General features: G+C 65.5%; 13 protein-coding genes. 5 read left to right on the forward strand and 8 right to left on the reverse strand.

The window, feature by feature from the left end; genetic code table 11:
* Positions 1-146: 146 nt before the first annotated feature.
* Positions 147-1,010 carry a diguanylate cyclase domain-containing protein gene (locus tag AC1TXO_RS11225; RefSeq protein ID WP_486406828.1) on the reverse strand — a complete coding sequence of 288 codons (864 nt, stop codon included), beginning with the start codon at positions 1,008-1,010 and terminating at the stop codon, positions 147-149.
* A 341-nt stretch (positions 1,011-1,351) separates the two neighbouring features.
* On the opposite strand from AC1TXO_RS11225, the gene AC1TXO_RS11230 reads away from it, so the two are divergent.
* The 4 genes from AC1TXO_RS11230 to AC1TXO_RS11245 all read left to right on the forward strand — a co-directional run bounded on the left by AC1TXO_RS11230 (position 1,352) and on the right by AC1TXO_RS11245 (position 13,332).
* Positions 1,352-2,170: a substrate-binding periplasmic protein gene (locus AC1TXO_RS11230; RefSeq protein ID WP_486406375.1), complete on the forward strand. Its 819-nt coding sequence runs from the start codon at positions 1,352-1,354 to the stop codon at positions 2,168-2,170.
* A 109-nt stretch (positions 2,171-2,279) separates the two neighbouring features.
* Entirely contained in the window at positions 2,280-4,469 is a 2,190-nt protein-coding gene (locus AC1TXO_RS11235) for an OsmC domain/YcaO domain-containing protein (protein ID WP_486406376.1), read from the forward strand.
* A 488-nt stretch (positions 4,470-4,957) separates the two neighbouring features.
* Positions 4,958-12,730 carry an autotransporter domain-containing protein gene (locus AC1TXO_RS11240; protein WP_486406377.1) on the forward strand — a complete coding sequence of 2,591 codons (7,773 nt, stop codon included), beginning with the start codon at positions 4,958-4,960 and terminating at the stop codon, positions 12,728-12,730.
* A 203-nt stretch (positions 12,731-12,933) separates the two neighbouring features.
* Entirely contained in the window at positions 12,934-13,332 is a 399-nt protein-coding gene (locus AC1TXO_RS11245; protein ID WP_486406378.1) for an NUDIX domain-containing protein, read from the forward strand.
* Positions 13,333-13,367: 35 nt separating this feature from the next.
* On the opposite strand, the gene AC1TXO_RS11250 is transcribed toward AC1TXO_RS11245, so the two are convergent.
* Positions 13,368-13,535, reverse strand: coding sequence for a DUF2986 domain-containing protein (locus AC1TXO_RS11250; protein ID WP_486406379.1), 168 nt, complete (start codon positions 13,533-13,535; stop codon positions 13,368-13,370).
* Positions 13,536-13,907: 372 nt separating this feature from the next.
* On the reverse strand, positions 13,908-15,164 hold the full coding sequence (locus tag AC1TXO_RS11255) for a D-amino acid dehydrogenase (protein WP_486406380.1): 1,257 nt from the start codon (positions 15,162-15,164) through the stop codon (positions 13,908-13,910).
* A gap of 103 nt (positions 15,165-15,267) precedes the next feature.
* On the opposite strand from AC1TXO_RS11255, the gene AC1TXO_RS11260 reads away from it, so the two are divergent.
* Entirely contained in the window at positions 15,268-16,137 is an 870-nt protein-coding gene (locus tag AC1TXO_RS11260) for a LysR family transcriptional regulator (protein ID WP_486406381.1), read from the forward strand.
* A 168-nt stretch (positions 16,138-16,305) separates the two neighbouring features.
* Here AC1TXO_RS11260 and AC1TXO_RS11265 read toward each other — a convergent pair whose 3' ends face one another.
* The 5 genes from AC1TXO_RS11265 to AC1TXO_RS11285 all read right to left on the reverse strand — a co-directional run bounded on the left by AC1TXO_RS11265 (position 16,306) and on the right by AC1TXO_RS11285 (position 23,817).
* Positions 16,306-17,580 (reverse strand): PDDEXK-like family protein, encoded by a 1,275-nt coding sequence (locus tag AC1TXO_RS11265; protein WP_486406382.1) that lies wholly within the window; start codon positions 17,578-17,580, stop codon positions 16,306-16,308.
* A gap of 252 nt (positions 17,581-17,832) precedes the next feature.
* Positions 17,833-18,174, reverse strand: coding sequence for a copper-binding protein (locus AC1TXO_RS11270; protein WP_486406383.1), 342 nt, complete (start codon positions 18,172-18,174; stop codon positions 17,833-17,835).
* Positions 18,171-21,329 (reverse strand): efflux RND transporter permease subunit, encoded by a 3,159-nt coding sequence (locus AC1TXO_RS11275; protein WP_486406384.1) that lies wholly within the window; start codon positions 21,327-21,329, stop codon positions 18,171-18,173. Before AC1TXO_RS11275 ends, AC1TXO_RS11270 begins: the two co-directional genes overlap by 4 nt.
* Positions 21,326-22,567 (reverse strand): efflux RND transporter periplasmic adaptor subunit, encoded by a 1,242-nt coding sequence (locus AC1TXO_RS11280; RefSeq protein ID WP_486406385.1) that lies wholly within the window; start codon positions 22,565-22,567, stop codon positions 21,326-21,328. Before AC1TXO_RS11280 ends, AC1TXO_RS11275 begins: the two co-directional genes overlap by 4 nt.
* On the reverse strand, positions 22,564-23,817 hold the full coding sequence (locus tag AC1TXO_RS11285) for a TolC family protein (protein WP_486406386.1): 1,254 nt from the start codon (positions 23,815-23,817) through the stop codon (positions 22,564-22,566). Before AC1TXO_RS11285 ends, AC1TXO_RS11280 begins: the two co-directional genes overlap by 4 nt.
* Positions 23,818-23,866 lie beyond the last annotated feature (49 nt).

Consider the following 23,866-nt stretch of genomic DNA (forward strand, 5'->3'; position numbering starts at 1 on the left):
GAAAAGCCTTGATACTCGGTGATGCTGCGTTGAAAACAGCCTGGCACGCCAGCCCGGTCGGAATGCTCATTTACAACCCGTAAACTCCGCTTCCTCGGCTGTTTTCGCCTTGCCTGACCTTCGTCTCAAGACTTTTCATACAGACCCTAACCCGCCTGCGACCGGCGCCGCTTGATCCGGTACATTTCTGCGTCGGCATGGCTGAGCAGGGTATCGGCATCGCGCCCGTCGGCGGGGTAGCAGGCCACGCCGATGCTGCAGGCCGGCATGGCGAGGCCACCGAATTCGGCGTCCAGCGGTTCGGCCATCACCGCAACGATCTGTGCGACCTTGTCGAATACGGTGCAGTGCGATGGCAGGTCGTCGAGCAGGATGGTGAACTCGTCGCCGCCCACCCGCGCTACCGTAGCCTGCGCGCCAGCGCAGCGTTCCAGGCGCTGGGCCACCAGGCGCAGCACGCGGTCGCCGGCGCTGTGCCCATGGGTGTCGTTGATATCCTTGAAGTCATCGATGTCGACGAACAATAGCGCCAGCCTGCCGTTGCGCCGCTGCGCCGCCTGCAATGCGCTGTCCAGGCGGGTGTTGAACAGCGCGCGGTTGGCCAGTCGGGTCAGCGGGTCGTGGTGGGCGAGAAAACGCAGTTCCTCCTCGGCCTGGGTCAGGGCGGTGACGTTGCGTGCCACGCCGATGCGCGCGCCGACCTCCTCTGACCAGAACGCCGCCCAGAGAATATGGACGATGCCGCCGTCCTTGCGCAGGTAACGGTTGCGAAAATCGAAGTGCGGCTGGCCGGTCATCACCCGGATGATCGAGGCGCGGGTGGCGGGCAGATCATCAGGGTGCATGTAGCGGGTGATCGGGGTGCCGGTGAGTTCGGCGGCGCGGTAGCCCAGCAGCGCTTCGCAGGCATCGCTGACGAAGACGATCTGATCGTCGGCGTCGACCACGAACACGGTATCGAGCATCAGGTGGATGAGCTTGGGGTACAGCGCTTGCAGGTCGACGGGCATGGTGCGGGTGTCCGGGTCGTGAGACTCGATCAGGGCCAGATCGCATGACAGCCGACGAGTCATCCTGCGCGCGTCCGACACCCCGCGTGGTGTCGACCGCTCGTTCGTGGCCAGCGCACAGCGTACAGGGTCTGGCCATTATGGCCAGCATGGCGGTGAAAAATAGTCGCAGGCGCAGCCGAAAGGCCTCGGTGATGGCATCATGCGCCGACGAATGGCAGCGTCGGCGGGCTGCGCTGGCGCCGGTCGGTTTCTGGTCCAGAATGACTGAACCCTGTCGCCGTTCAGGCCGCCTACCGGTCAGTCGTCACTCCTTCCACCCAGCCAGACGAGGGTCACCGATGATCGAGCGCCGCCTCTGCCGGTTCCTGCTGCTGTCGTTCACTGCGGCCGTGTTGCCCGGTGTTGCGCTGGCGGTCGATGACTGCACGCACCTGAGCGCCACCGGCAACCCCGAGTACCCACCGTACCTGTGGCGCGATCCAGAGGATCCGCAACGGCTGATCGGCGCCAATGTCGATCTGCTCAAGCGCGTGGCCGACGACCTTGGGCTGACGGTGGAGGTCAAGTACACCGGGCCCTGGGGGCGCGCCCAGGAAGAGGTGCGCACCGGGCGGGTCGATCTGCTGGCGGGCTATTTCCTCACCCGGGCGCGGCAGAACGAGGTGGACTTCATCGAACCGCCGTTCCTGCATACCCCCAGCGTGGTCTGGGTGCGCATCGACGGTGCCTTTTCTTACAAGAACTGGAATGATTTGCGCGGGCTGAAGGGCGGGGTGCTGGTCAACAACAGCCATGGCGAGCGTTTCGACGAATACGCCCGGGCCAACCTCAACCTGGAGGCGGTGCCTGGTGCCCGGCAGGCATTCGAGAAACTGCTGCACAAACGCACCGACTACGTGATCTTCGAGCAGTTTCCGGGCATGGCCCTGGCACGGGTGCTGGAGGTCGACGACAAGTTGCAGGTGCTCGAACCGCCGGTGTCCAGCGAAGGGCTGTACCTGGCGATGTCCCATGACTCGCCGTGCAACCAGCTACAGCTGCGCGAGCGCCTGGCGGCGAAGATGCAGGCCATCGTCTCCAGCGACCTGCCGCAGGAGCTGGTGAAGCAGAACCTGAAGCGCTGGCGGGAACAGCACCAGGGTGTGGCGGGGCGTTGAAGGCACCCCGCGCAGCACCCGGCCCCGTGGGGCAGTCTGGCCGGCAAGACTTCCCGGCGAAAAAACCGGATAATGGCGCCCATTTCGTTTTACGCGCTGGTGTCCCCGCATGGAAATCAAGGTCAATTTTCTCGATAACCTTCGACTTGAAGCCAAGTTCGACGACTTCACGGTGATCGCCGATCAGCCCATCCGCTACAAGGGGGATGGCTCGGCGCCCGGTCCGTTCGACTATTTCCTGGCTTCGTCGGCCCTGTGCGCGGCGTACTTCGTCAAGCTGTACTGCCAGACCCGCGACATTCCCACGGAAAACATTCGCCTGTCGCAGAACAACATCGTCGACCCCGAGAACCGCTACAACCAGATCTTCAAGATCCAGGTCGAGCTGCCGGAAGACATCAGCGAAAAGGACCGCCAGGGCATCCTGCGTTCCATCGACCGCTGCACGGTGAAGAAAGTGGTGCAGACCGGTCCCGAGTTCATCATCGAGGAGGTCGACAACCTCGACGCCGATGCCCAGGCCTTGCTGATGCCGGTGTCCGATACCACCACCTATATCCCAGGCAAGGACCTGCCGCTGGAGCAGACCATCGCCAACATGTCGGCGATCCTGGCGGGCCTGGGGATGAAGATCGAGATCGCTTCCTGGCGCAACATCGTGCCCAACGTCTGGTCGCTGCACGTGCGCGACGCGCAGTCGCCGATGTGCTTCACCAACGGCAAGGGCGCCACCAAGGAGGCTGCGCTGGCCTCGGCGCTGGGTGAATTCATCGAGCGGCTGAACTGCAACTTCTTCTACAACGACCAGTTCTGGGGCGAGGACATCGCCAATGCGCCGTTCGTGCACTACCCGAACGAGCAGTGGTTCAAGCCAGGCCCCAAGGACGCCCTGCCGCAGGAGATCCTCGACGAGTACTGCCTGGAGATCTTCAACCCGGATGGCGAGCTGCGCGGCTCGCACCTGTACGACACCAACTCGGGCAACAAGGCCCGTGGCATCTGCTCGTTGCCGTTCGTGCGCCAGTCCGACGGCCAGACCGTGTACTTCCCTTCCAACCTGATCGAAAACCTCTACCTGAGCAACGGCATGAGCGCCGGCAACACCCTGGCCGAAGCCCAGGTGCAGTGCCTGTCGGAAATCTTCGAGCGGGCGGTCAAGCGCGAGATCCTCGAAGGCGAACTGTGCCTGCCGGACGTACCGCAGCACGTGCTGGCCAGGTACCCGGGCATCGTCGCCGGTATCCAGGGCCTTGAGGAGCAGGGCTTCCCGGTGCTGGTCAAGGATGCCTCGCTGGGCGGCGAGTTCCCGGTGATGTGCGTGACCCTGATGAACCCGCGTACCGGTGGCGTGTTCGCTTCGTTCGGCGCGCATCCAAGCCTTGAAGTGGCGCTGGAGCGCAGCCTGACCGAGCTGCTGCAGGGCCGCAGCTTCGAGGGCCTGAACGATCTGCCGCAGCCGACCTTCGAGAGCCATGCGCTGACCGAACCGAACAACTTCGTCGAGCATTTCATCGACTCCAGCGGCGTGGTGTCGTGGCGTTTCTTCGGCGCCAAGGCTGATTTCGAGTTCGTCGACTGGGACTTCTCCGGTGCCGGCGAAGACTCCAACGAGCAGGAGGCACGGACGCTGTTCGGCATTCTCGAGGGCCTGGGCAAGGAGGCGTACATGGCCGTGTACGACGACCTCGGCGCCACCGCCTGCCGCATCCTGGTGCCGGGCTACTCGGAAATCTACCCGGTCGAGGACCTGATCTGGGACAACACCAACCGTGCCTTGGGGTTCCGTGCCGACATCCTCGACCTGCACAGCCTCGACAGCCGCTCGCTGAAGCTGCTGTACAAGCGCCTGGAGCAGGTCGAGGTGGACGAGTACACCACCATCACCACGCTGATCGGCGTCGAGTTCGACGACAACACCGTGTGGGGCCAGCTGACCATCCTCGAGCTCAAGCTGCTGATCCAGCTGGCGCTGCAGCGTTTCGAGGAGGCCAAGGAGCTGGTGGAGATGTTCCTGCAGTTCAACGACAACACTGTCGAGCGCGGGCTGTTCTACCAGGCGCTGAACGTGGTGCTGGAGGTGGAACTGGATGACGAACTGGAAATGCAAGACTACGAGGCCAATTTCCGCCGCATGTTCGGCAACGAGCGGATGGATGCGGCGCTCGGCTCGGTGGACGGCAGCGTGCGTTTCCACGGCCTGACACCGACCAGCATGAAGCTTGAAGGGCTGGACCGGCACTTGCGCCTGGTCGAGAGCTACAAGAAATTGCATGCGGCGCGCGGCAGGATGCGCGGCTGATACGGCCCTCATTTCGCGACACGAGCCCATTCCCACAGGGATTGGGCTGGCCTTTGGATTGTTGGGCAAGATGTCTGGCTCAAGATCCGAAGGTCTACCCTGTGGGAGCGGGCTAGCCCGCTCCCACAAGGGCCTTCAGCCTTGCATACCAACCGCTTTAGCCTGCGCTGCCTTACAGTGCACCTGCGCCCGTAGTCGGGGGCAGAGCGCCACCGGCCAACCCAAGCCGAAAGCAGTCCTCGGCACCACGCAAAATCCCATCCTGGCGTACGCCCACTCCCTCTTTTTCCCCTCCGCGCTAGCTGCCTATAGCCCCTCAACCCCTCTATTTCAGGGCTCTTGAGCCTTCCTGAAAAATATTTCATGAAACAGCGGAACTTAAATGGCGAACTGCTATCATCGCTGTGCTTGGGCCGCCGATTGTAGGACAAGTTTCCCCCCGGATTCGTAATTCATACCCACTGAAAAAAGACAGGGATGTGACCGCAATGAACCATGTATTTGCGTTGGTTTGGAATGCGTCGTTGGGCAGTTGGGCGGTCACTCATGAATTCAGCAAGCGACAGCGCAAGGGCGGTGGCCGCAGCCAGAAGCTGGCGGTAGCGGCGCTGTTGCTCGGTGCCGGCTTCAGCCAGTCGGCGCTGGCCACCTGTTCCGTGGCCGGATCGGTCGTGACCTGTACCGGTGTTCCCTCCCTGCCGCTGTTTCTCAACAACTACGCCAGCGCGGCCAACAACCTGACGGTGAACGCCAACGCCGGCGCGCAGATGAACGCCACCCTCGGTGGCAGGGTGTTGAACCTTACGGGTGCCAACATCAGCTTCAACAACTCAGGGACCCTCGATCCGGCGCTGTTGGGGCTGGTGTCGGTACTGAGCGGTGGCGCCTTCATCGGGACCGGACAGACCAGCACGGTGAACGTGCTCAACAACGCCAGCGGGATCATTCGCGGTACCGGCATGCAGCTCGGGCTCAGCCTGACCAGCGTCGACGGCCTGGCAGTGGGCGTCAACAACGCAATTGGCGGCACCACGAGCATCACCAACAACGGCACCATCAGCTCGACGGGGCTGTCGGTAGGCGGTATCAGCCAGGCAGACACCCCGGTGGTGGGTGTCTGGGGCGGCTCGCAGGTCAGCATGACCAACAATGGCAGCATCGCTGGCCGCGTCGCCTTCGAAAGCTCGGCGGGCGGCAACACCTTCGTCAACACCGGTACCATCACCGGTGGCGTGTCGTTGGGGGCCAACAGTACCAACACCTTTACCGCGGTCACCGGTTCGTCGATCAACGTCGGCGACGGGGTGCAGGTCAGCCACAGTCTGGGCGGGCTGAATGGGGTCAACCTGACCTTTGCCGCCACCGGTACGGTCGATGGCGGCGCGGGGGGCGTCAACAGCCTGGTGCTGCAGAACACCTTGGGTATCGGTGGTGGTACCAGCGGCAGCGGAGCGGCATCCAGCGCGACCTATGTCAACTTCACCAACCTGACGATCAACAGTGGCACCTGGACGCTTCAGGGGCCACTGGTCAGCGGCGCTGCCACCCTAAACGGCGGGCTGGCGCAGTTCAACAACAGCGGTGCGTTCGGCAGCGGCGTCCTGACGGTCAACGGCGGCATCCTGCAGGCCAGCACTGACGGCCTGACCCTGTCGAACCTGATCAACGTCGCCAGCAACGGTCTGACCGTGCAAGGCGCCAACGACCTGACGCTGGGCGGTGCGCTATCCGGTGCCGGTGCTTTGAGCAAAAACGGCGCGGGCGCCCTGACCCTCACCGGCAACAATGCCGCATACAGCGGTACAACCACCCTGAACGCAGGGACCTTGCGGGTCGGCAACGCCAACGCGCTGGGCAGCTCAAGCCTCAACATCGCCGGCGGTAGCCTGGACAGCACGGCCAGCGTCACCCTGAACAACAACATTGCCATGGGCGGCTCGACCACCGTGGTGGGCAGCAACGACCTGACCCTGGCCGGCGTCCTGTCCGGGACCGGTGCGTTGATCAAGTCGGGGTCCGCAAGCCTGACCCTCACGGGCAACAACACCCGCAGCGGTACCACTTCGCTCAACGCCGGCACCTTGCGCGTCGGCAGCAACACGGCACTGGGCAGTGGAGCCCTCAACGCCGCCGCCAACACCACGCTGGACGCCAGCAACGCCGTCAGCCTCGGTAACAATGTGAACCTGGCAGGTGCGCTCGGCATTGGCGGCAACGCCGACCTGACGCTCGGCGGGATGGTCAACGGCGCCGGAAGCCTGGTGAAGAACGGCGCGGCAAACCTGACGCTCAATAGCGCCAACGGCTACCTGGGCGGTACCACGCTGAACGCCGGCAGGCTCACCGTCGGCAACAACGCCGCTCTGGGCCTGGGCGTGCTGACCGTGGGAGGCGCGGCAACGCTGGACAGCAACACGCAAGTCAGCCTGGCGAACAGCGTGGTCCTCAATGCCGGGCTGAACGTTGCAGGCTCGCAGAACCTGACCTTGGGCGGCGTGATCAGTGGCACCGGCTCGGTGACCAAGAATGGCGCGTCCAACCTGACCCTCAATGGCATCAATACCTACCAGGGTGGTACCCATCTCGATGCGGGCACCCTGACCGTCGGTAACTCGGGCGCGCTCGGTGCTGGCGCACTGACGGTCGGCGGTGCCGCGACCCTGGACAACAGCTCGGCGCTCGTGCTGGCCAACGACCTCGTACTCGATGCCACCCTCAGCCTGGCCGGCAGCGACAACCTGGTCCTCGCCGGGGTTGTCAGTGGCGCAGGCGGGCTGGTCAAGAATGGCCTGTCGGACCTGACCCTGACAGGCAGCAATACCTTCAGCGGCCCGCTGAACATCGCCTCCGGCACTGTCACCACCCTGAGCGCCAACGCGCTGGGCAACACCTCCAGCGTGAACATCGACGCAGGCGCTGGGCTGAACCTGGGCAGCAACGCGAGCATTGCGACGCTCACCGGCAGCGGCAGCGTGCAGATGGGCGCCGGCACCCTGCTGAGCGTCGGTGGCAGCGGTAGCAGCAGTACCTTCGCTGGAGATATCAGCGGCAGCGGCGGCCTGACCAAGACCGGTAGCGGTACGCTCAACCTCACGGGTATCAGCGGCCTCACCGGCACCACCACGGTCAATGGCGGCACCCTGAACCTCTCGGGTTCGCTGGCCAGCGCCCAGGTCGACGTCAACGCTGGCGGCCGTGTCACCGGGTCCGGTTCGTTGCTCGGTGCCCTGAATGTCAACAGCGGCGGTACCCTGGCGCTGTCGTCCGGTGCAACCCTGTCGGCCGCCGCGCTGACGCTGAACTCAGGCAGCAACCTCGACGTGGCACTGGGTGCCCCTTCGACCACTTCGCTGATGAACGTCGGCGGCAACCTGACCCTCGACGGCAACCTCAACGTCACCGATGCTGGCGGCTTCGGCGTGGGCGTGTACCGCCTGTTCAACTACACCGGCATGCTGACCAACCTTGGCCTGGATATCGCCAACGTGCCAGTCGGCTTCGGCATTGAAGACCTTGCGCTGCAAACCGGCATCGCCAACCAGATCAACCTGCAGGTGTCGGCGCCGAACCTGAACATCCGTTACTGGGATGGCAGCCAGCAGTTCCCGGACGGCACGGTGAACGGCGGCAGCGGCACCTGGACCTCGACCGGCACCAACTGGACCAACGGCAACGGCACGCTGAACCAGGCCTGGGCAGGCGACTTTGCCGTGTTCGGCGGTGCTGCGGGCGCCGTCACGGTCGACGGCACCCAGGTATTCAACGGCATGCAGTTAATGACCGACGGCTACACGCTGGTCAATGGTGCCAATGCCCAGCTGACTGCGGTCAACGGCGCGGGGGGTACCACCGCCGTGCGGGTCGATCCGGGTGTGACGGCCACCATCGGCGTCAATATCGATGGCAGCGGTATTCTCGACAAACTCGACACCGGCACCCTGGTGCTCAACGGCGCCAACACCTACAGCGGCGGCACCGCGCTGCAAGGCGGCAAGCTGGTGGTGGGCAGCAACACCGCGCTGGGCTCAGGCACGCTGACCGCCAGCGCCGGTACCCAACTGGACAGCAACACCGCGGTAAGCCTGGGCAACGCCGTCACCCTCAATGGCAACCTCAGCGCCCTGGGCAGCCACGCACTGACCCTCGATGGCATCGTCAGTGGTACCGGTGGCCTGATCAAGAATGGAGCCGCCAACCTCACCCTGGCGGGCAACAACAGCTTCCTCGGGCCGGTGGCGCTGAACGCCGGTGGGCTGACCCTGGGCTCGAACACTGCGCTTGGCACCGCCGCCCTCAATGCAGCCAATGGTACCTCCCTGGACGCCAGCACGGCGGTGACGATCGGCAACACCGTCAACCTCGCCGGCAACCTGAGCATCGTCGGCAGCAACGATTTGACCCTCGCGGGTCCGATCAATGGCGCGGGCAGCCTGACCAAGAACGGCAGTGCCAACCTGACGCTGAGCGGCAACAACAACCACCTGGGCGGCGTGACAGTCGCAGCCGGCACCCTGACGCTCGGCAACGACAATGCCCTGGGCCTGGGTGACCTCAGCGTTGCCGGTGCCGCCACATTGGCCAGCAGCAGTGCCCTGACGCTGGCCAACGCAGTGCTGCTCAACGCCAACCTCACGCAGGCAGGCAACGCCGACCTGACGCTCAATGGCGTGATCGGCGGCGTGGGCGGGCTGGTGAAGAATGGCGCGGCGAACCTGATGCTCAACGGTATCAACGTCTATCAGGGCGGCACCACGCTGAACGCTGGCACGCTGACCCTGGGCTCGTCCGCAGCACTGGGCAGCGGAGCCCTGACGGTGGCGGGCGCCGGCACGCTGGACAACCGCGCGCCGTTGGTGCTGGCCAACAACCTGAACCTCGATGCCAACCTGGCTATCGTCGGCAGCAACAACCTGACACTGGGCGGGGTGATCGCAGGCGCGGGCACGCTGACCAAGCAGGGACTTGCCGACCTGACCCTGTCGGGCAACAACAGCTTCACGGGCAGCGTCGATGTACTCGGCGGCAGTCTGACGACCCTGAGCGGTGCGGCCCTGGGCAACAACGCGGCCGTCAACGTCGGTACAGGTGCGGCGCTGAACCTGGGCGCTTCGACCAACCTCGGCGGGCTCTCGGGCAGTGGCAGTACCACCGTCGCTGCGGGCAGCACACTGAGCGTCGGTGGCAACAACCAGAGCACCGCCTATGCTGGCACCCTTGGCGGCAACGGAGCGCTCGACAAACTGGGCGCCGGGACCCTGACGTTGTCGGGAGCCAGCAGCCTGAGCGGTGCCACCACCATCAATGCCGGCACCCTCAAGGTCGATGGCTCTCTGGCCAGTGCCCAGGTGCAGGTCAATAACGGCGGCACCCTGGGCGGAAGCGGCAGCCTCAGCGGTGCGGTGAGCGTGGCCGACGGCGCGCGCCTGGCACTGGCCAGCGGTCAGACGCTGGCGGTGGGTTCGTTGGTACTGGCTACGAATGCCAACATCGACGCCAGGCTCGGCGCCCCGGTCAGCGGTGGCGGCAACCCCTTGCTCGATGTCGCTGGCAACCTGACCCTCGATGGCACGCTCAATATCACCGATGCCGGCGGCTTTGGCGTTGGCATCTACCGCCTGGCCAACTACAGCGGTGCGCTGACCGACAACGGCCTGCAGCTTGGCAGCCTGCCGGGCAGCGTGGTGCCGGGCGACCTGTTCGTGCAGACCGTGATCGGCAACCAAATCAACCTGCTGGTCGCCGCGCCGAATGTCCAGGTGCAGTTCTGGGATGGTGCACAACAGGTGGCCAATGGCGCCATCGAGGGTGGCAGCGGTGCATGGGGCGCTGGCAGCAGCAACTGGACCACTGTCGATGGCAGCCTGAACCAGCTCTGGTCTAACAGTTTCGCGGTGTTCCAGGGCGCGGCCGGCACTGTCACGGTCAACGGCGCCCAGCGCCTGACCGGCATGCAGTTCGCCAGCGACGGCTATCACCTGGCTGGCGGCTCCGCCGGTGAGCTGACGCTGGTCAACGGCAGCCTGGGCAATGCCTCGGTGCGGGTCGACCCGAACCTGGTCGCCACCCTCGACGTCACCCTTGGCGGCGCGGGCAAGCTGGGCAAGTACGACAGCGGTACCCTGGTGCTCAATGGCAACAACAGCTACACCGGCGGCACCGCGCTCAACGGCGGCACCCTGGTGGTCGGCAACAGCCATGCGCTGGGCAGCGGTACCCTGACCACCGCCAATGGCACCACGCTGGACAACAGTACGGCGGTCAACCTGGCCAACGCCGTGGAGCTAAATGGCAACCTGACCCTGGCTGGCAGCCATGACCTCACGCTGAGCGGCGTGATCAGCGGCAACGGTGCGCTGAACAAGCAGGGCAACAGCGAGCTGACCCTCAGCGGCAACAACACCTTCGACGGTTCGCTGAACGTGCTCGCCGGCACCTTGCACCTGATCGGCAACACCGCCTTGGGCAACGCCGACCTGAACGTCGCCAGCACCGCTTCGGTCAGCGTCGGTGGCCTGAACAACCTCGATGCGCTCACCGGCAACGGCGCCCTGGCGCTGGCGGCCGGCAGTACCCTGCAGGTGGGATCGGCAGGGGCCAGCAGCGTCTATGACGGCTCGCTCAGTGGCGCTGGCCAGCTGCACAAGGTCGGTAACGGCAAGCAGGTGCTCAACGGTGTCTCGGCGGTGGGGGGCGGTACCACGGTCGAGGCCGGCAGCCTGATCATCGGTGGTGCTGCCGGCTCCAGCGCCAGGCTCGACAGCGATGTCGCCGTGGCCCGGGGCGCGATGCTCGGTGGCCATGGCCTTATCACCGGCAACATCGACCTGGCCAACGGCGCAACGCTCAATCCAGGCAACTCCATCGGCACCCTGCGCGTCGATGGCAACCTGAACTTCAGCAGCGGTTCGACGCTGGTCATCGAAGCCGACCCGGACGGGCGCTCGGACCGGGTGATCGCCACCGGCAATGTCGCGCTCAACAGTGCCAACCTCGAGGTCCAGGCCGGTACCGGCACCTGGGCGGCGAACACCCAGTACAACATCATCCAGGCCGCCAGCGTCAACGGCACCTTCGGCACTGTCAGCAGCAACCTGGCTTTCCTCACGCCGCTGGTGGCGTACGCCGGCAATGGCGTGACCCTGAACCTGCAGCGCAACGACGTGGCCTTCGTTTCGGTCGCCGACACCTACAACCAGCGCGCCGTGGCCCGGTCGCTGGATGCTGCGGCGGCCGGTGCGGTGCACGATGCGGTCGCCGCGCTCAGCGCCGACCAGGCCCGTGTGGCGTACGACAGCCTGTCCGGCGAGATCCACGCCAGCACCCGCAGCGCGCTGTTCGATGACAGCCGCTACGTGCGCGACGCCATTGGCACGCGCCTGCGCAGCGCCGACGGCCAGGCCCCGGCTGAAGGGGTGCTGCATGTCGATGCCGACAGCGGCATGACCTTCTGGGTGCAGGGGTATGGCAGCTGGGGTGACAACGATGGCAACGGCAATGTCGGCGACCTGGATCACAACAGCCAGGGGGCGCTGATGGGGGTCGACATCCCGCTGAACGACACCTGGCGCGTGGGTGTCGCTGCCGGCTACGGCAAGACCGACCTGGACCTCGACGCCCGTAACGCCTCGGCCAAGATCGACAGCACCTCGCTGACGGCCTACGTCGGCGGCCAGTGGGATGCGTTGCGCCTGCGTGCAGGAGCCTCCTACGCCTGGAGCGACATCGACAGCAGCCGTCATGTCCAGGTCGGCAACCTGCAGGAGCACGCCAAGGGCAGCTACGATGCCAGCACCCGGCAGGTGTTCGCCGAGCTGGGCTACGCGATCCAGGCCGGCAACCTGGTCCTGGAGCCATTCGCAGGGCTGGCGCATGTCGAAGTCGATACCGACAGCCTGCGCGAGCACGGTGGCAGCAGCGCGCTGAGCGGCGACAGCGAGAAGGACCGCGCGACCTATTCCACCCTGGGCCTGCGCGCCAGTGCTCCGGTGGCTGAAGTGGCCGGTGTGCCGGTAAGCCTGCAGGGCAGTGTTGCCTGGCAGCGCGTGCTGGATACCCCGGATGAACAGCGTCGCCTGAACCTGGCCGGCTATGACAGCTTCAGCGTCAAGGGTGTGCCGGTCGCCAGGGACACCGCCCTGGTGCAGTTCGGCGTCAGCGCCAAGGTAGCGCCACAGGCGAGCGTCGACCTGGGTTACTCCGGGCAGGTCGGCAGTGGCTATAACGACCACGGTGTGCGCCTGGGGCTCAACGTCGCGTTCTGAGACAAGGGCCTGCGCGGTGCAACGCCGCGCAGGCCAGCGTCACGTTCCTCGCTGCCGGATGCGCGTCCGGCGGCCTTGCTGCTCTGTCACTCGAACCCCTCATCAGCTCCATGTGTCGTGTGAAGTGAACCTGGCGTCACACCCCTGGTCCATGCATGTAACAAAACTGTCATATATCCAGACACGTGTGACGAGTGAGCCTGATGCCCCTGACGAATCTTCCTGCCAAGTACCGCGCGACGATCATCTGCTTCCACGAAGGACGCGTCCTGCTCGTGCGCAGGAAAGGTGGCAAATGGAATTTTCCGGGCGGCGTCATCGAGCAGGGCGAGCAGCCGCATGAGGCAGCTGCCCGCGAGTTGCACGAGGAAACCGGCCTGAGCGGCCATGGCTTGCTGCCGTTGTGCACCTTGGAGGCTGCTGGGGTGTTGCATCACATCTTCACCACCCACCTCTATCCAGGCGACAAGCCTGCCGCACGCAGCGAGATCGCTGCCTGCAAGTGGGTCGAGCGAGGCGGGCTGGAGCGTGCGCCGCTCAAGCCTGCGGCCGAGGCGTTGCTGGCCTGCGAGATTCCGGCCTTGTCGACCTGGGCGGCCTGACAGCGCCAGGGTAAAGCCGCACGACGGGCTCGGCGTCAGTCCGCGGCCACCGTCAGCCCTGGCTCGCGGGCCGCTTCGGCCTCAAGCTTCAGCCGGTCGGCCTTGCTGATGTACCTGGGCTTGTTGCTTTTGGGCGCGAGCTTGGCGTTGGCCTTCTTCGCGTGGGCCTGCAACAGCTGCTTGATCTTTTTCTGTCGATTCATGGTTATTCGCGCTCCTTGAGCGCATCCGCCGGCGAAAACGCGGCGAGCTTAGCGCTGCCCGCCCGGATGAACAAGGTTCCGGCCGCCACGTCGTTCACCATGGGAGCAACTGTCTTGCTCAAAATCCAAGGGCGAGCCCAATCCCTGTGGGAGCGGGTTTACCCGCGAACACCGGCGTTGCCGGTGCCATCCACCGCGTCGCCTGATTCGCGGGCAAGCCCGCTCCCACACACCCGCTCCCACGGAAGACAGGCTGGTTTGAACCCTGCCTGGACTCGACATCGAGCGGCGGTTCGCCGCTGCGACTGGCCCCGCGATCTGCCGCAACGCGGAGCAGCCAAGCCTGCTTCGCCAAAACTGTTCGTACACGACCTAACGGTGCGCTGCCAGGGAGAACGGGGCATCCTCTTCGCGTGGCCTGGCCTCGACGATTTGCCGGGCGACCCTCTCGCCGCTGGCGCAGGCCAGGGTGAAGCCCAGCGCGCCGTGGCCAACGTTCAGCCACAGGTTGTCGAGCCCCGGCGCCTGGTCGATGATCGGCTTGCCCAGCGCGGTGGCAGGGCGCAAGCCGGCCCAGGGCAAGGCCTGGCTCAGGTCCAGCGTCGGGAATACCTGCGCGGCCTGCGCCTTGAGCAACTCGATACGCCGCTTCGGCGCTTCGGCTATGCGCACGCCCATGTCGACCATCCCGGCAATGCGCAGCAGGTTGCCCAGCGGGGCGTAGAGGACCTTGCGGTTGGCATCGGTAATGCTGAGGCCGGGCAGGCTGTTGCTATCCACTGGCTTCACGCTGAGGCTGTAGCCGCGCAAGGGGTAGAGTGGCAGATCGACCCCCAGTGGGCGAACCAGGTCGATGCTGGCGATGCCCGAGGCGATGACGAAGGCATCGCCTGCCAGCGTTTCATCGCCCAGTTTCAAGGCCGAAAGCCGTTTTCCGTGACGCACGAAACCGTTCACGGTCCGGCCCAGTTCGAAGCGTACGTTCGGCAGGCTGTCGAGATGGCGCTTCAGGCCCTCGCAGAACAACCTGCAGTTGCCCATGGCCTCGCCGGGGGTGAAGATGCCGCCGGCAAGCTGCCCGCTGACACCGGCCAGCGTGGGCTCCAGCTCGCTGCATTCGGCCGGTGTCAGCAGGCGTTGCTGCGAGCCGGCCCGTTGCTGGATCTCGAGCAGCCTGGCAGCCGCGCGCAACGAAGCTGCGCTGCGATGAATGATCAGCTTGCCGGTCTGGCGCAGGTGGAAATCGATCGGCGTGGTCTGCAGCAACTGCATCAGCAGTCGCTCGCTGCGCTGGGACAGGGTGAGCATCTCGGTCACCGTTCGCTCGACCCGGCTCGCCCGGCAAGCCCGCAGGAACGCCAGGCACCAGCGCCATTGCCGAGGGTCCAGACGCGGGTGCAGGCGCAGGGGGGAGTCGCCGGACAGCAGCCAGCGGGGCAGGTTGGCAAACACCGACGGGTCAGCCAGCGGCGCCACGTAGTTGTAGCTCAGTTGCCCGCCGTTGGCGTAGCTGGTTTCCAGGGCAACGTCCTGGTTGCGCTCGACCAAGGTCACCTGAAATCCCTCACGTGCCAGGTACAGCGCACTCGCCAGGCCGATGACGCCGGCGCCCACGACTATCACATGCATCCGCCTTCTCCCGAAATCACTCCACAGGTGCTCAGTATCCGGCCTTGCCGACCGCACGCGCCAAGGCCTATAACGGCAGTTTGCATAACCTTGGGCTATGACCATGCGCATCCGTCACATCGAAGTGTTCCAGGCGATCCTGCGCACCGGTTCCCTGACCCGTGCAGCGCAAGCCCTGAACATCACCCAACCGGCGGCCAGCAAGCTGTTGGCACACGCCGAGGCGAGCCTGGGGTTCGTGCTGTTCGAACGGGTCAAGGGGCGACTGCAGCTCACCCGCGAGGCCGAGATCCTGATTCCGGCCATCGACAAGGTGTTCCGCGATCTCGATGACGTGCGGCGGCTGTCGCGCAGCCTCAGGTATCAGTCCAGGGGCGCATTGCGGGTCGGTTGCATCCCCACCCTGGGCCTGAAGGTGCTGCCGCGCGCGCTTGCCACGAGCCAGGGCGACAACCCCGAACTGTCGCTGGACCTGGTCACCGCCCACAGCGAGCAGCTGATGCAGGCCTTGCTGGCACGCGAAATCTCGATCGCCTTCACTTTTAATGCCAAGCCGCGGCCCGGCCTCAAGATCATTGCCCTGCATGAGGTCGAGCTGGTCTGCTACGACGGCACCCAAGACCCGGCGCCGGTGTCGCTCGATGCCCTGGACACCGGACGGGTCATCGGCCTGTCTGCGTCGGACCCGCTCGGCGAACTGGTGCGGCCGTGGCTGGGCGGTGTGGAAAGCCGCACCCAGGTGCAGACCTACTACGTCGCCTGCGCCCTGGCCCAGGCCGGGGCCGGCATCGCCCTGATCGATGCGTTCACCGCCGACGCCCTGCTTCAGCCGGGGCAAGGTGTGCGGCGGGTCATGCCACGGTTGCCGGTGGTGCTGACCGCCGTGGTGCATGAAACTGCGGCGTTGTCCAAGCTGGAGAAGGACTTCATCGAGGTGGTCCGCAGCCTGGCGATGACGACAGGCATAACCTGAATATATGGAGAAGAAGAGGTCGGTTTCAGGCCGTCGGGACAAGGCGTTTTTCGAAGTCCACCCGGTTGAAACCCTCTTCACGACGCCGGGCAATTTCGACCTGGCCCGGCTTCGTACAGGTCCACCAGACCGGGGGCTGGCAGCCGAAGCGGGCGCCAACGGGCGACGCTAGTGAACATCCTTGAGCAAGGCCACCAAGTTGTGCATCTGAGCGACAGCTTCGGCAGCGGCCTGGGCTGGGGGCAGGCTTTTGCTGCGACAGATGGTGAAATAGCCGTCGTCCTGCGATGTCTTGCGAATGCCACGGCGTGCGCGCTCGGTGTTGGCAATCTCGATCAGCGGCTCCCGGTATTCAGTCACGACGCTGCTCAAGGAGATGTACGAGGTTATCAGGAAATGCTCGCCTTCCTGACGCACCTTGACTGCCGCTGGCCACATCCCTCCCAAGTGCGGATCCAGGAAACGCGCGAAGGCTTCCAGGCAGAAGAAGGTAACCACCCGCCGAGGCTCCGTGACGACAGGACCGAAGGCTTCCTTCATGGCACTGTGGAACCTGGCGAACTTGCGTTCCTTCAGGCACCTGTCCCAGACCTGCGGGCGGCGTGCATAAAGTTGGAACAATCGCACATTGGCCTTGGCATCATTGCCCGTCGGGCCATTGACCAGTGCTGCCAGATCCTTGGCCCTCGAACGGGGGGCATTGGCAGTGAGGATCTTGTGCAAGGCATCGAGTGCCTCCTCATGCTTGCTGGCCACAGCGGTGACCAGCTTGCCCAGCCCATCGCCCTCGGCGATCTCCTCTTCTTCCTGGATCGCCCGGCGAAACTGGGCCATGGTGGATTTCACATGGGGCGCGGTCCAGGCCAACTGCTCGATCTGCGCGAGAAACTCGGTCAGCCAGGTGTAGCCCACCGCAATCCACTGATCATGTGCGGGATCGTTCTCGTGGCCGTCGAGGAAGATGTGGATGCCCCGGTAGCTGGGGTAGAGATCGCGCAGGGCTTCGTAGTAGGTCTTGGTCTGGTCTTCTCCTTCGTGATGACCAAACTTGTTCTCGATGGCGATGTACAGCTTGGCTGCAGGGTCCAGCGCGAGCACGTCGATGTAGCGCTTCTGGTTGCGCAGACCGAGTTCGGCCTCGGTCATGACCATGATCGAGGAGAAGGCCAGGGTCTGCACGTTGGAGGCTGCCAGGAAGCGGCGGTCATTGAGGCTCAGGTTGTCGACCTGGCTGGATTGCCCGGCCCGGGTGAGCAGGGACTTGATTGCCTGGTCGCCCAGCCCGTGGCCTTGGGTCGGGTCGAGCAGCCAGGCCAGGAAGCGAGAGACGTTCACTTCCTTCGGGAAGCAGATTTGAAGGGCGTCGCTGTGGGTGGAGAGGGCGAGCATCCGTTGCACATCCGAGTCGGCGTAAAGGGCGTCGACCAGAGATTCCAGAGTCATACGAGTCCTGCGTTGAGAAATGGGGTATCAGGGGATTGGTGCTCAGCAGGCTGTGCTCGGGCGCCGCTGTCGAAAAAACAGATCAACAGTAAAGGCATTATGCCGCTAGCTGTTTGCGCGATGCCATTTCAAGCGCTCGCACAGCCTCGGCAGATGGCTCCGTGGGGTGTGTTTTTTATCCTGTGGGAGCAGGCTTGCCTTTAGATTTTGAGCAAGACACCTGCTCCCACAAGATGGGCTCAAGCAGTACTTCTACTGTTTACGCAGACCGACAATTTTCGCCGCCCCGCCATCCATACGGAAGTCGAATCCGACCTTGTCACCTACCGCCAGGCCTTCGAGTTGCTCGGCGGTGGCGCTGAAGCCCATGGTCATCGCGGGCCACTTCAACGCCGCCACCGGACCATGGGCGAGTGTCACCTTGCCGTTGTCACGGTCGATGGCCTTGACCGTACCTTCGGCATGCGCGCTTGGCGCAGGCTGGGTGACGGTCATGTCCATGCCGTCCATCTGCATGCCTGCCATGCTGTCCTGGGCTTGAGCGCCCGCGGCGAAGGCCATCATCACTACAGCACTGAGATACAGGTTTTTCATCGGGTTTCTCCAGGTTGGGAATCGTGGTGAGTTGCAAGGTCGCGGCGCCGGACCAGCCGGTACGCTGCGGGAATAACGAACAGCGAAAGCAGCGGGGCGCTGAGCATCCCGCCGACCATCGGGACGGCGATGCGGCTCATCACTTCGCTGCCGGTGCCGCTGCTCCAGAGAATCGGCAGCAGCCCCGCGACGATCACCGCCACGGTCATCGCCTTGGGCCGGATGCGTTGCACCGCGCCCTGGCCAATCGCCTCGAGCAGCGCGGTATCGGATCGGTCGCCGCGGGCCAGGCGCTCGGCCCAGGCATTGTTCAGGTAGATCAGCATGATGACCCCGAACTCTGCGGCGACCCCGGCCAGGGCGATGAAGCCGACACCCGTGGCCACCGACAGGTTGAAACCCATCAGGTACAGCAACCACACGCCACCGGTCAGGGCGAAGGGCAGGGTGCCCATGATCAGCAGTGCTTCGCCGAGGCGGCCGAAGGTCAGGTAGAGCAGCACGAAGATGATCGCCAGGGTCGCCGGTACCACCCAGGCCAGGCGCGCGTTGGCGCGCTCCAGGTACTCGAACTGACCTGAGTAGCTCAGGCTCATGCCAGGGTCGAGCCTGACCTCGCGCTCCACCGCCTGGCGCAGGTCAGCCACCACTGACGACAGGTCGCGACCGCGCACGTCGATGTACACCCAGCCCGAAGGCCGCGCATTCTCGCTCTTGAGCATTGGCGGACCTTCGGCGATGCGCACCTGCGCCACGTCGGCGAGGGTGATCTGGCCGCCCTGGGCGGTGTAGATCGGCAACTGGCGCAGCGCCTGCACCGAGTCGCGCCACTCGCGCGGGTAGCGCAGGCTGATAGGGTAGCGGGCCAGGCCTTCGACCGTTTCGCCGAGGGTCTGGCCGCCGATGGCCCCGGCAACGATGGCCTGCACATCGGCGATGTTCAGGCCATGGCGCGCAGCGGCCTGGCGATCGATGTCCAGATCGATGTAGCGCCCGCCGGTGAGGCGTTCGGCCAGCGCCGAGGTAACACCCGGCACGCCCTTGGCAGTGCGCTCGACAGCCTGGGTGACCCGGTCGATCTGCGTCAGGTCGCTGCCGGCCACCTTGACCCCGATCGGGCTCTTGATGCCGGTGGCGAGCATGTCGATGCGGTTGCGGATCGGCGGGATCCAGATGTTGGCAAGACCGGGCACGCGCACGATACGGTCGAGTTCTTCGACCAGTTTCTCGCTGGTCATGCCTGGGCGCCATTGCGCCTTCGGCTTGAGCCGCACGACCGTCTCGAACATCTCCAGCGGCGCCGGGTCGGTGGCCGATTCGGCGCGCCCGGCCTTGCCGAATACGCTGGCCACCTCGGGCACGGTGCGGATCAGGCGGTCGGTACGTTGCAGCAGCTCCGAGGCTTTCTGTGCCGACAGGCCCGGCAGGGCGGACGGCATGTACAGCAGGTCGCCTTCGTCCAGGGGTGGCAGGAACTCACCGCCCAGGTGCGTCAGAGGCCACAGGCTGCTGAGCAGGACCAGCAGGGCTGCGCCCAGGGTCAGCCGTGGCCGGCGCAGCACGTACTCCAGCGCCGGGCGGTAGAGCCGGATCAGCCCGCGATTGAGCGGGTTGCGCGCCTCGGCGGGCAGCGGCCCGCGGATCCAGTAACCCATCAGCACCGGCACCAGGGTCACCGCCAGCCCGGCGGCTGCGGCCATGGCGTAGGTCTTGGTGAAGGCCAGCGGAGCGAACAGCCGACCTTCCTGGGCCTGCAGGGTGAAGACCGGCACGAACGACAGGGTGATGATCATCAGGCTGAAGAACAGCGCCGGCCCCACTTCGACGGCGGCCTCGGTCATCACCTTCCAGTGCTGCTCACCGTGCAGCGCCTGCCCCGGGTGGCGCGCATGCCAGGCTTCGACATGCTTGTGCGCGTTCTCGATCATCACCACGGCGGCATCCACCATCGCGCCGATGGCGATGGCGATGCCGCCCAGGGACATGATGTTGGCGTTGAGGCCCTGGTGGTGCATGATGACCAGCGCGATCAGCACCCCGACCGGCAGCGACACGATCGCCACCAGCGAGGAGCGCAGGTGCCAGAGGAACGCGGCGCACACCAGCGCGACGACGATGAACTCCTCGATCAGCTTGTGGCTGAGGTTGTCCACCGCTCGGTCGATCAGTTGGCTGCGGTCGTAGGTGGTGACCAGCTCGACCCCGGCGGGCAGGCTCTTCTGCAATGCCTGCAGCTTGTCCTTGACCCGGGCGATGGCCTCGCGGGCGTTCTTGCCGCTGCGCAGGATCACCACGCCGCCGACGGCCTCGCCCTGGCCGTCGAGCTCACCGATGCCGCGCCGCTCCTGTGGCCCCAACTGCACCCTGGCCACATCGCCGAGCGTCACCGGTGCGCCATTGGCGGCCAGGCGCAGGGGAATGGCGCGAAAGTCGTCCAGGGTCTTCAGGTAGCCCGACGCGCGCACCATGAACTCCGCCTCGCCTTGTTCCAGCACACCGCCACCGGTCTCCTGGTTGGCTTTGCCGATGGCGTCGGCGACTTCGGCCTGGGTGACCCCCAGGTTGGCCATGCGCAACGGATCGAGCACCACCTGGTACTGCCTGACCATGCCACCGATGCTTGCGACTTCCGCGACATCCGGCAAGGTCTTGAGCTCCAGGCGCAGGAACCAGTCCTGCAGGCTGCGCAGTTGCGCCAGGTCGTGCCCGCCGCTGCGGTCGACCAGCGCGTACTGGTAGATCCAGCCCACCCCCGTGGCGTCGGGGCCGAGCACCGGTCTGGCCGAAGCGGGCAGGCGCGACTGCACTTGGCTCAGGTACTCCAGCACCCGCGAGCGTGCCCAGTACAGGTCGGTGCCATCTTCGAACAGCACGTAGACGAAGCTGTCGCCGAACGCCGAGAAGCCGCGTACGGTCCTGGCGCCGGGCACCGACAGCATGGTGGTGGTCAGCGGGTAGGTGACCTGGTTCTCGACGATCTGTGGGGCCTGGCCTGGATAGGCGGTGCGGATGATGACCTGCACGTCGGAAAGGTCCGGCAGGGCATCGATCGGCAGGCTGCGCAGAGACACCACACCCCAGGCTGCGAGAAACAGCGTGACGAGCAGCACCAGCAGGCGATTGCCGACCGACCAGCGAATCAGTTTCGCGATCATGGCCGGGCCTCCGGCAGGTCAACAGGCGCATCCGCCGCAGTGGTGGCCTCGATGCCTTTGAGACTGGCTTCCGAGTCGATGAGGAACTGGCCTGACGACACGACCTGTTGCCCGGCCTGCACTCCCTGCAGTACCACGACCTGGCCTTCGCTTTCCTGACCCAGCAGCACTTGTACGGGACGGAAGCGCCCCTGCGCTTCGGCCAGCATCACCAGGTCGCGCTTGCCGGTACGGATCACCGCTTCGGCCGGCAACAGCAGGCTGTCCTGGGTCTGGGGTTGCGGGTGCAGCGTGACCTGTGCCGTCATCCCGGGGTGCAGGCGGCCGTCCGGGTTGGGCAGCTCGATGCGCAGGCGCAATGTGCGGCTTTGCAGGTCGGCATCGGCGAGCAGGGCGTCGAGATGGCCCTGCAGTGTTTCGCCCGGCAGTGCCGGTACGCGGATGTCCACCGGTTGGCCCTGATGCAGGCCTTGTGCTTGCGCTTGCGGCACGGCGGCTTCAAGCCAGACCTGGGTTACACCGTTGATGCGTGCCAGCGTGTCACCCGGCGCCAGGGTCATGCCCGGGCGCAGCTCCAGGGCCTGGATCACGCCGGCGGTAGGCGCCACCAGGGTTACTCGCTGCTGCACCTTGCCGCTGCGCGCGAGTTGCCCGATCAGTTGCGCCGGCATACCGGCCAGCAGCAGGCGCTGGCGTGCTGCGGCCTGCAGGTCGGCGTCGCCGGTACGGCGCAGGGCGAGATACTCCTCCTGCAACCCCACCCATTGCGGTGCCAGCACATCGGCGAGCGGTGCGCCCTTGGCTACCCGGTCGCCGGTTGCACGGCCATAGGTGCGTTCGACGAAGCCTGCCGTGCGAGCCTGCAATACGCTGAAGTCCCGCTCATCGAAAGCCAGCACGGCACTGACGTGCAGGGTGCGTTGCAGCGTGCCGGGCTTCACCGTTGCCAGGCGTACCCCGAGGTTCTGTTGCACGCCCTGGGAGATCTGCACGGCGGGTTGCTCCTGGCCAGCCTCGCCTTCGGCATACCTGGGCACCAGTTGCATGTCCATGAAGGGCGACTGGCCCGGTGCGGAAAAATGCTGCTGCGGGTACATCGGGTCGTACCAGTACAACGCCTTGCGTTGTTCGGACGCTGCTGCCACGGCGCCCTGCATCCGCGGCGCCGACCAGTAGCCGACGGCGCCACCCATGGCCAGGGCCAGTGCCGTGATCACCCCGATTGAAGTGTGTTTCATGCCTGTACCTCGCCATACGAGAAGTGCAGCCGCGCGGCGGTTGCCGCCAGCTGCCCCTGCCAGTCGATATCCTGCAGATGCGCCTCGACCCGCTGCCGGCGTGCAGCCAGTACTTCGCTCAGGTTCGATTTGCCGGCCCGGTAGTCGGCCAGGGATAGGCGCACGCGTTCTTCGGCCAGCGGCAGCAGGGTCTGGCGGCTGCGTGCCACGGCCCGTTGCAGGCGCTGGTATTCGGCGAGGTCCGCCTCCAGTTGCGCGGTATGTTCGCGCAGTGCTGCCTGCTGCTCGTCTTCGAGCTGACGCACCTGTGCTTGCCGCGCGGCGATGGTCGGGTCCTGGCGCGAAGCGGTGAACAGCGGCAACTGGAAGCTGAGCTGCAGGCTGACCATGTTGCTGAATTGCGGGCCGCGTCGCTGGTAGTCCAGTTGCCAGCCCCAGTCCGACTGCTTCTCGGCCTGCGCCTGGTGCACCTGTGCCTGGGCCTCGCGAGTCATGGCGCCGTAGGCGGCCAGCTCCGGGTGGGCATGCAGCGCGTGCAGGTAGGCAGGGGCGTCCACCGTCCATTCGGGAAAGCCTTGTCCCTGGGGATCGACTTCCTGGCCGATCCAGCGCTTGAGCGCGGCACGTGCCTGGTGTGCCTGGCTGAGCAACTGGTCTTTCTGCTCATCCAGTTGCGCCGCCTCCTGCTCCGGGGCAAGGGCATCGGCCGCTGCGCCGCCGCCACCGGCCAGGCGGGCGCGGACGGCGGCTGTCAGCAGGGCATTCTCGCGGTAGAACGCGTCGAACTGCTGCAGTTTGCGCTGTACCGTATAGGCGACGATCCAGGCTTGGGCGGTGGCTGCGCGGACCTTGAGGCGCTCGACCAACGCGTCGGCGTCGGCCCGCTCCACGGCAGCACGTGCCGTTTCGACACGTGCCTTGCGCTTGTCGCGGTTGGGCACTTCCTGGGCCAGGCCGACCACCTGCATGGTCATGAAGTCGCGGTTGGTGCTCCAGCGATCACTGCCGTCCACCGGCAGGTTCTGCAGGCCCAGGTTCAGGCGTGGATCGGGCAGCTGGCCAGCCGGCAGCACGGCATGGCGTGCTGCCGTCATCTGCTCCTGTCGGGCCTGCAGGGAAGGGGCGTTGCGCTCGGCCATTCGCAGCGCGTCTTCCAGGGATAGCGCAGCGGCCTGCACCGACAGCGTCGGCAGCAGGAACAGCAGGGCAGTCGCAAGCGTCCACCCGGGTTGGAAACGTAGGGGCATCATGGTGATGACTCCTTGAAAACACTCGCGCACAGGCGCGTGCCATTGCCTG

The sequence above is a fragment of the Pseudomonas sp. FA117 genome (genome assembly GCF_057370475.1).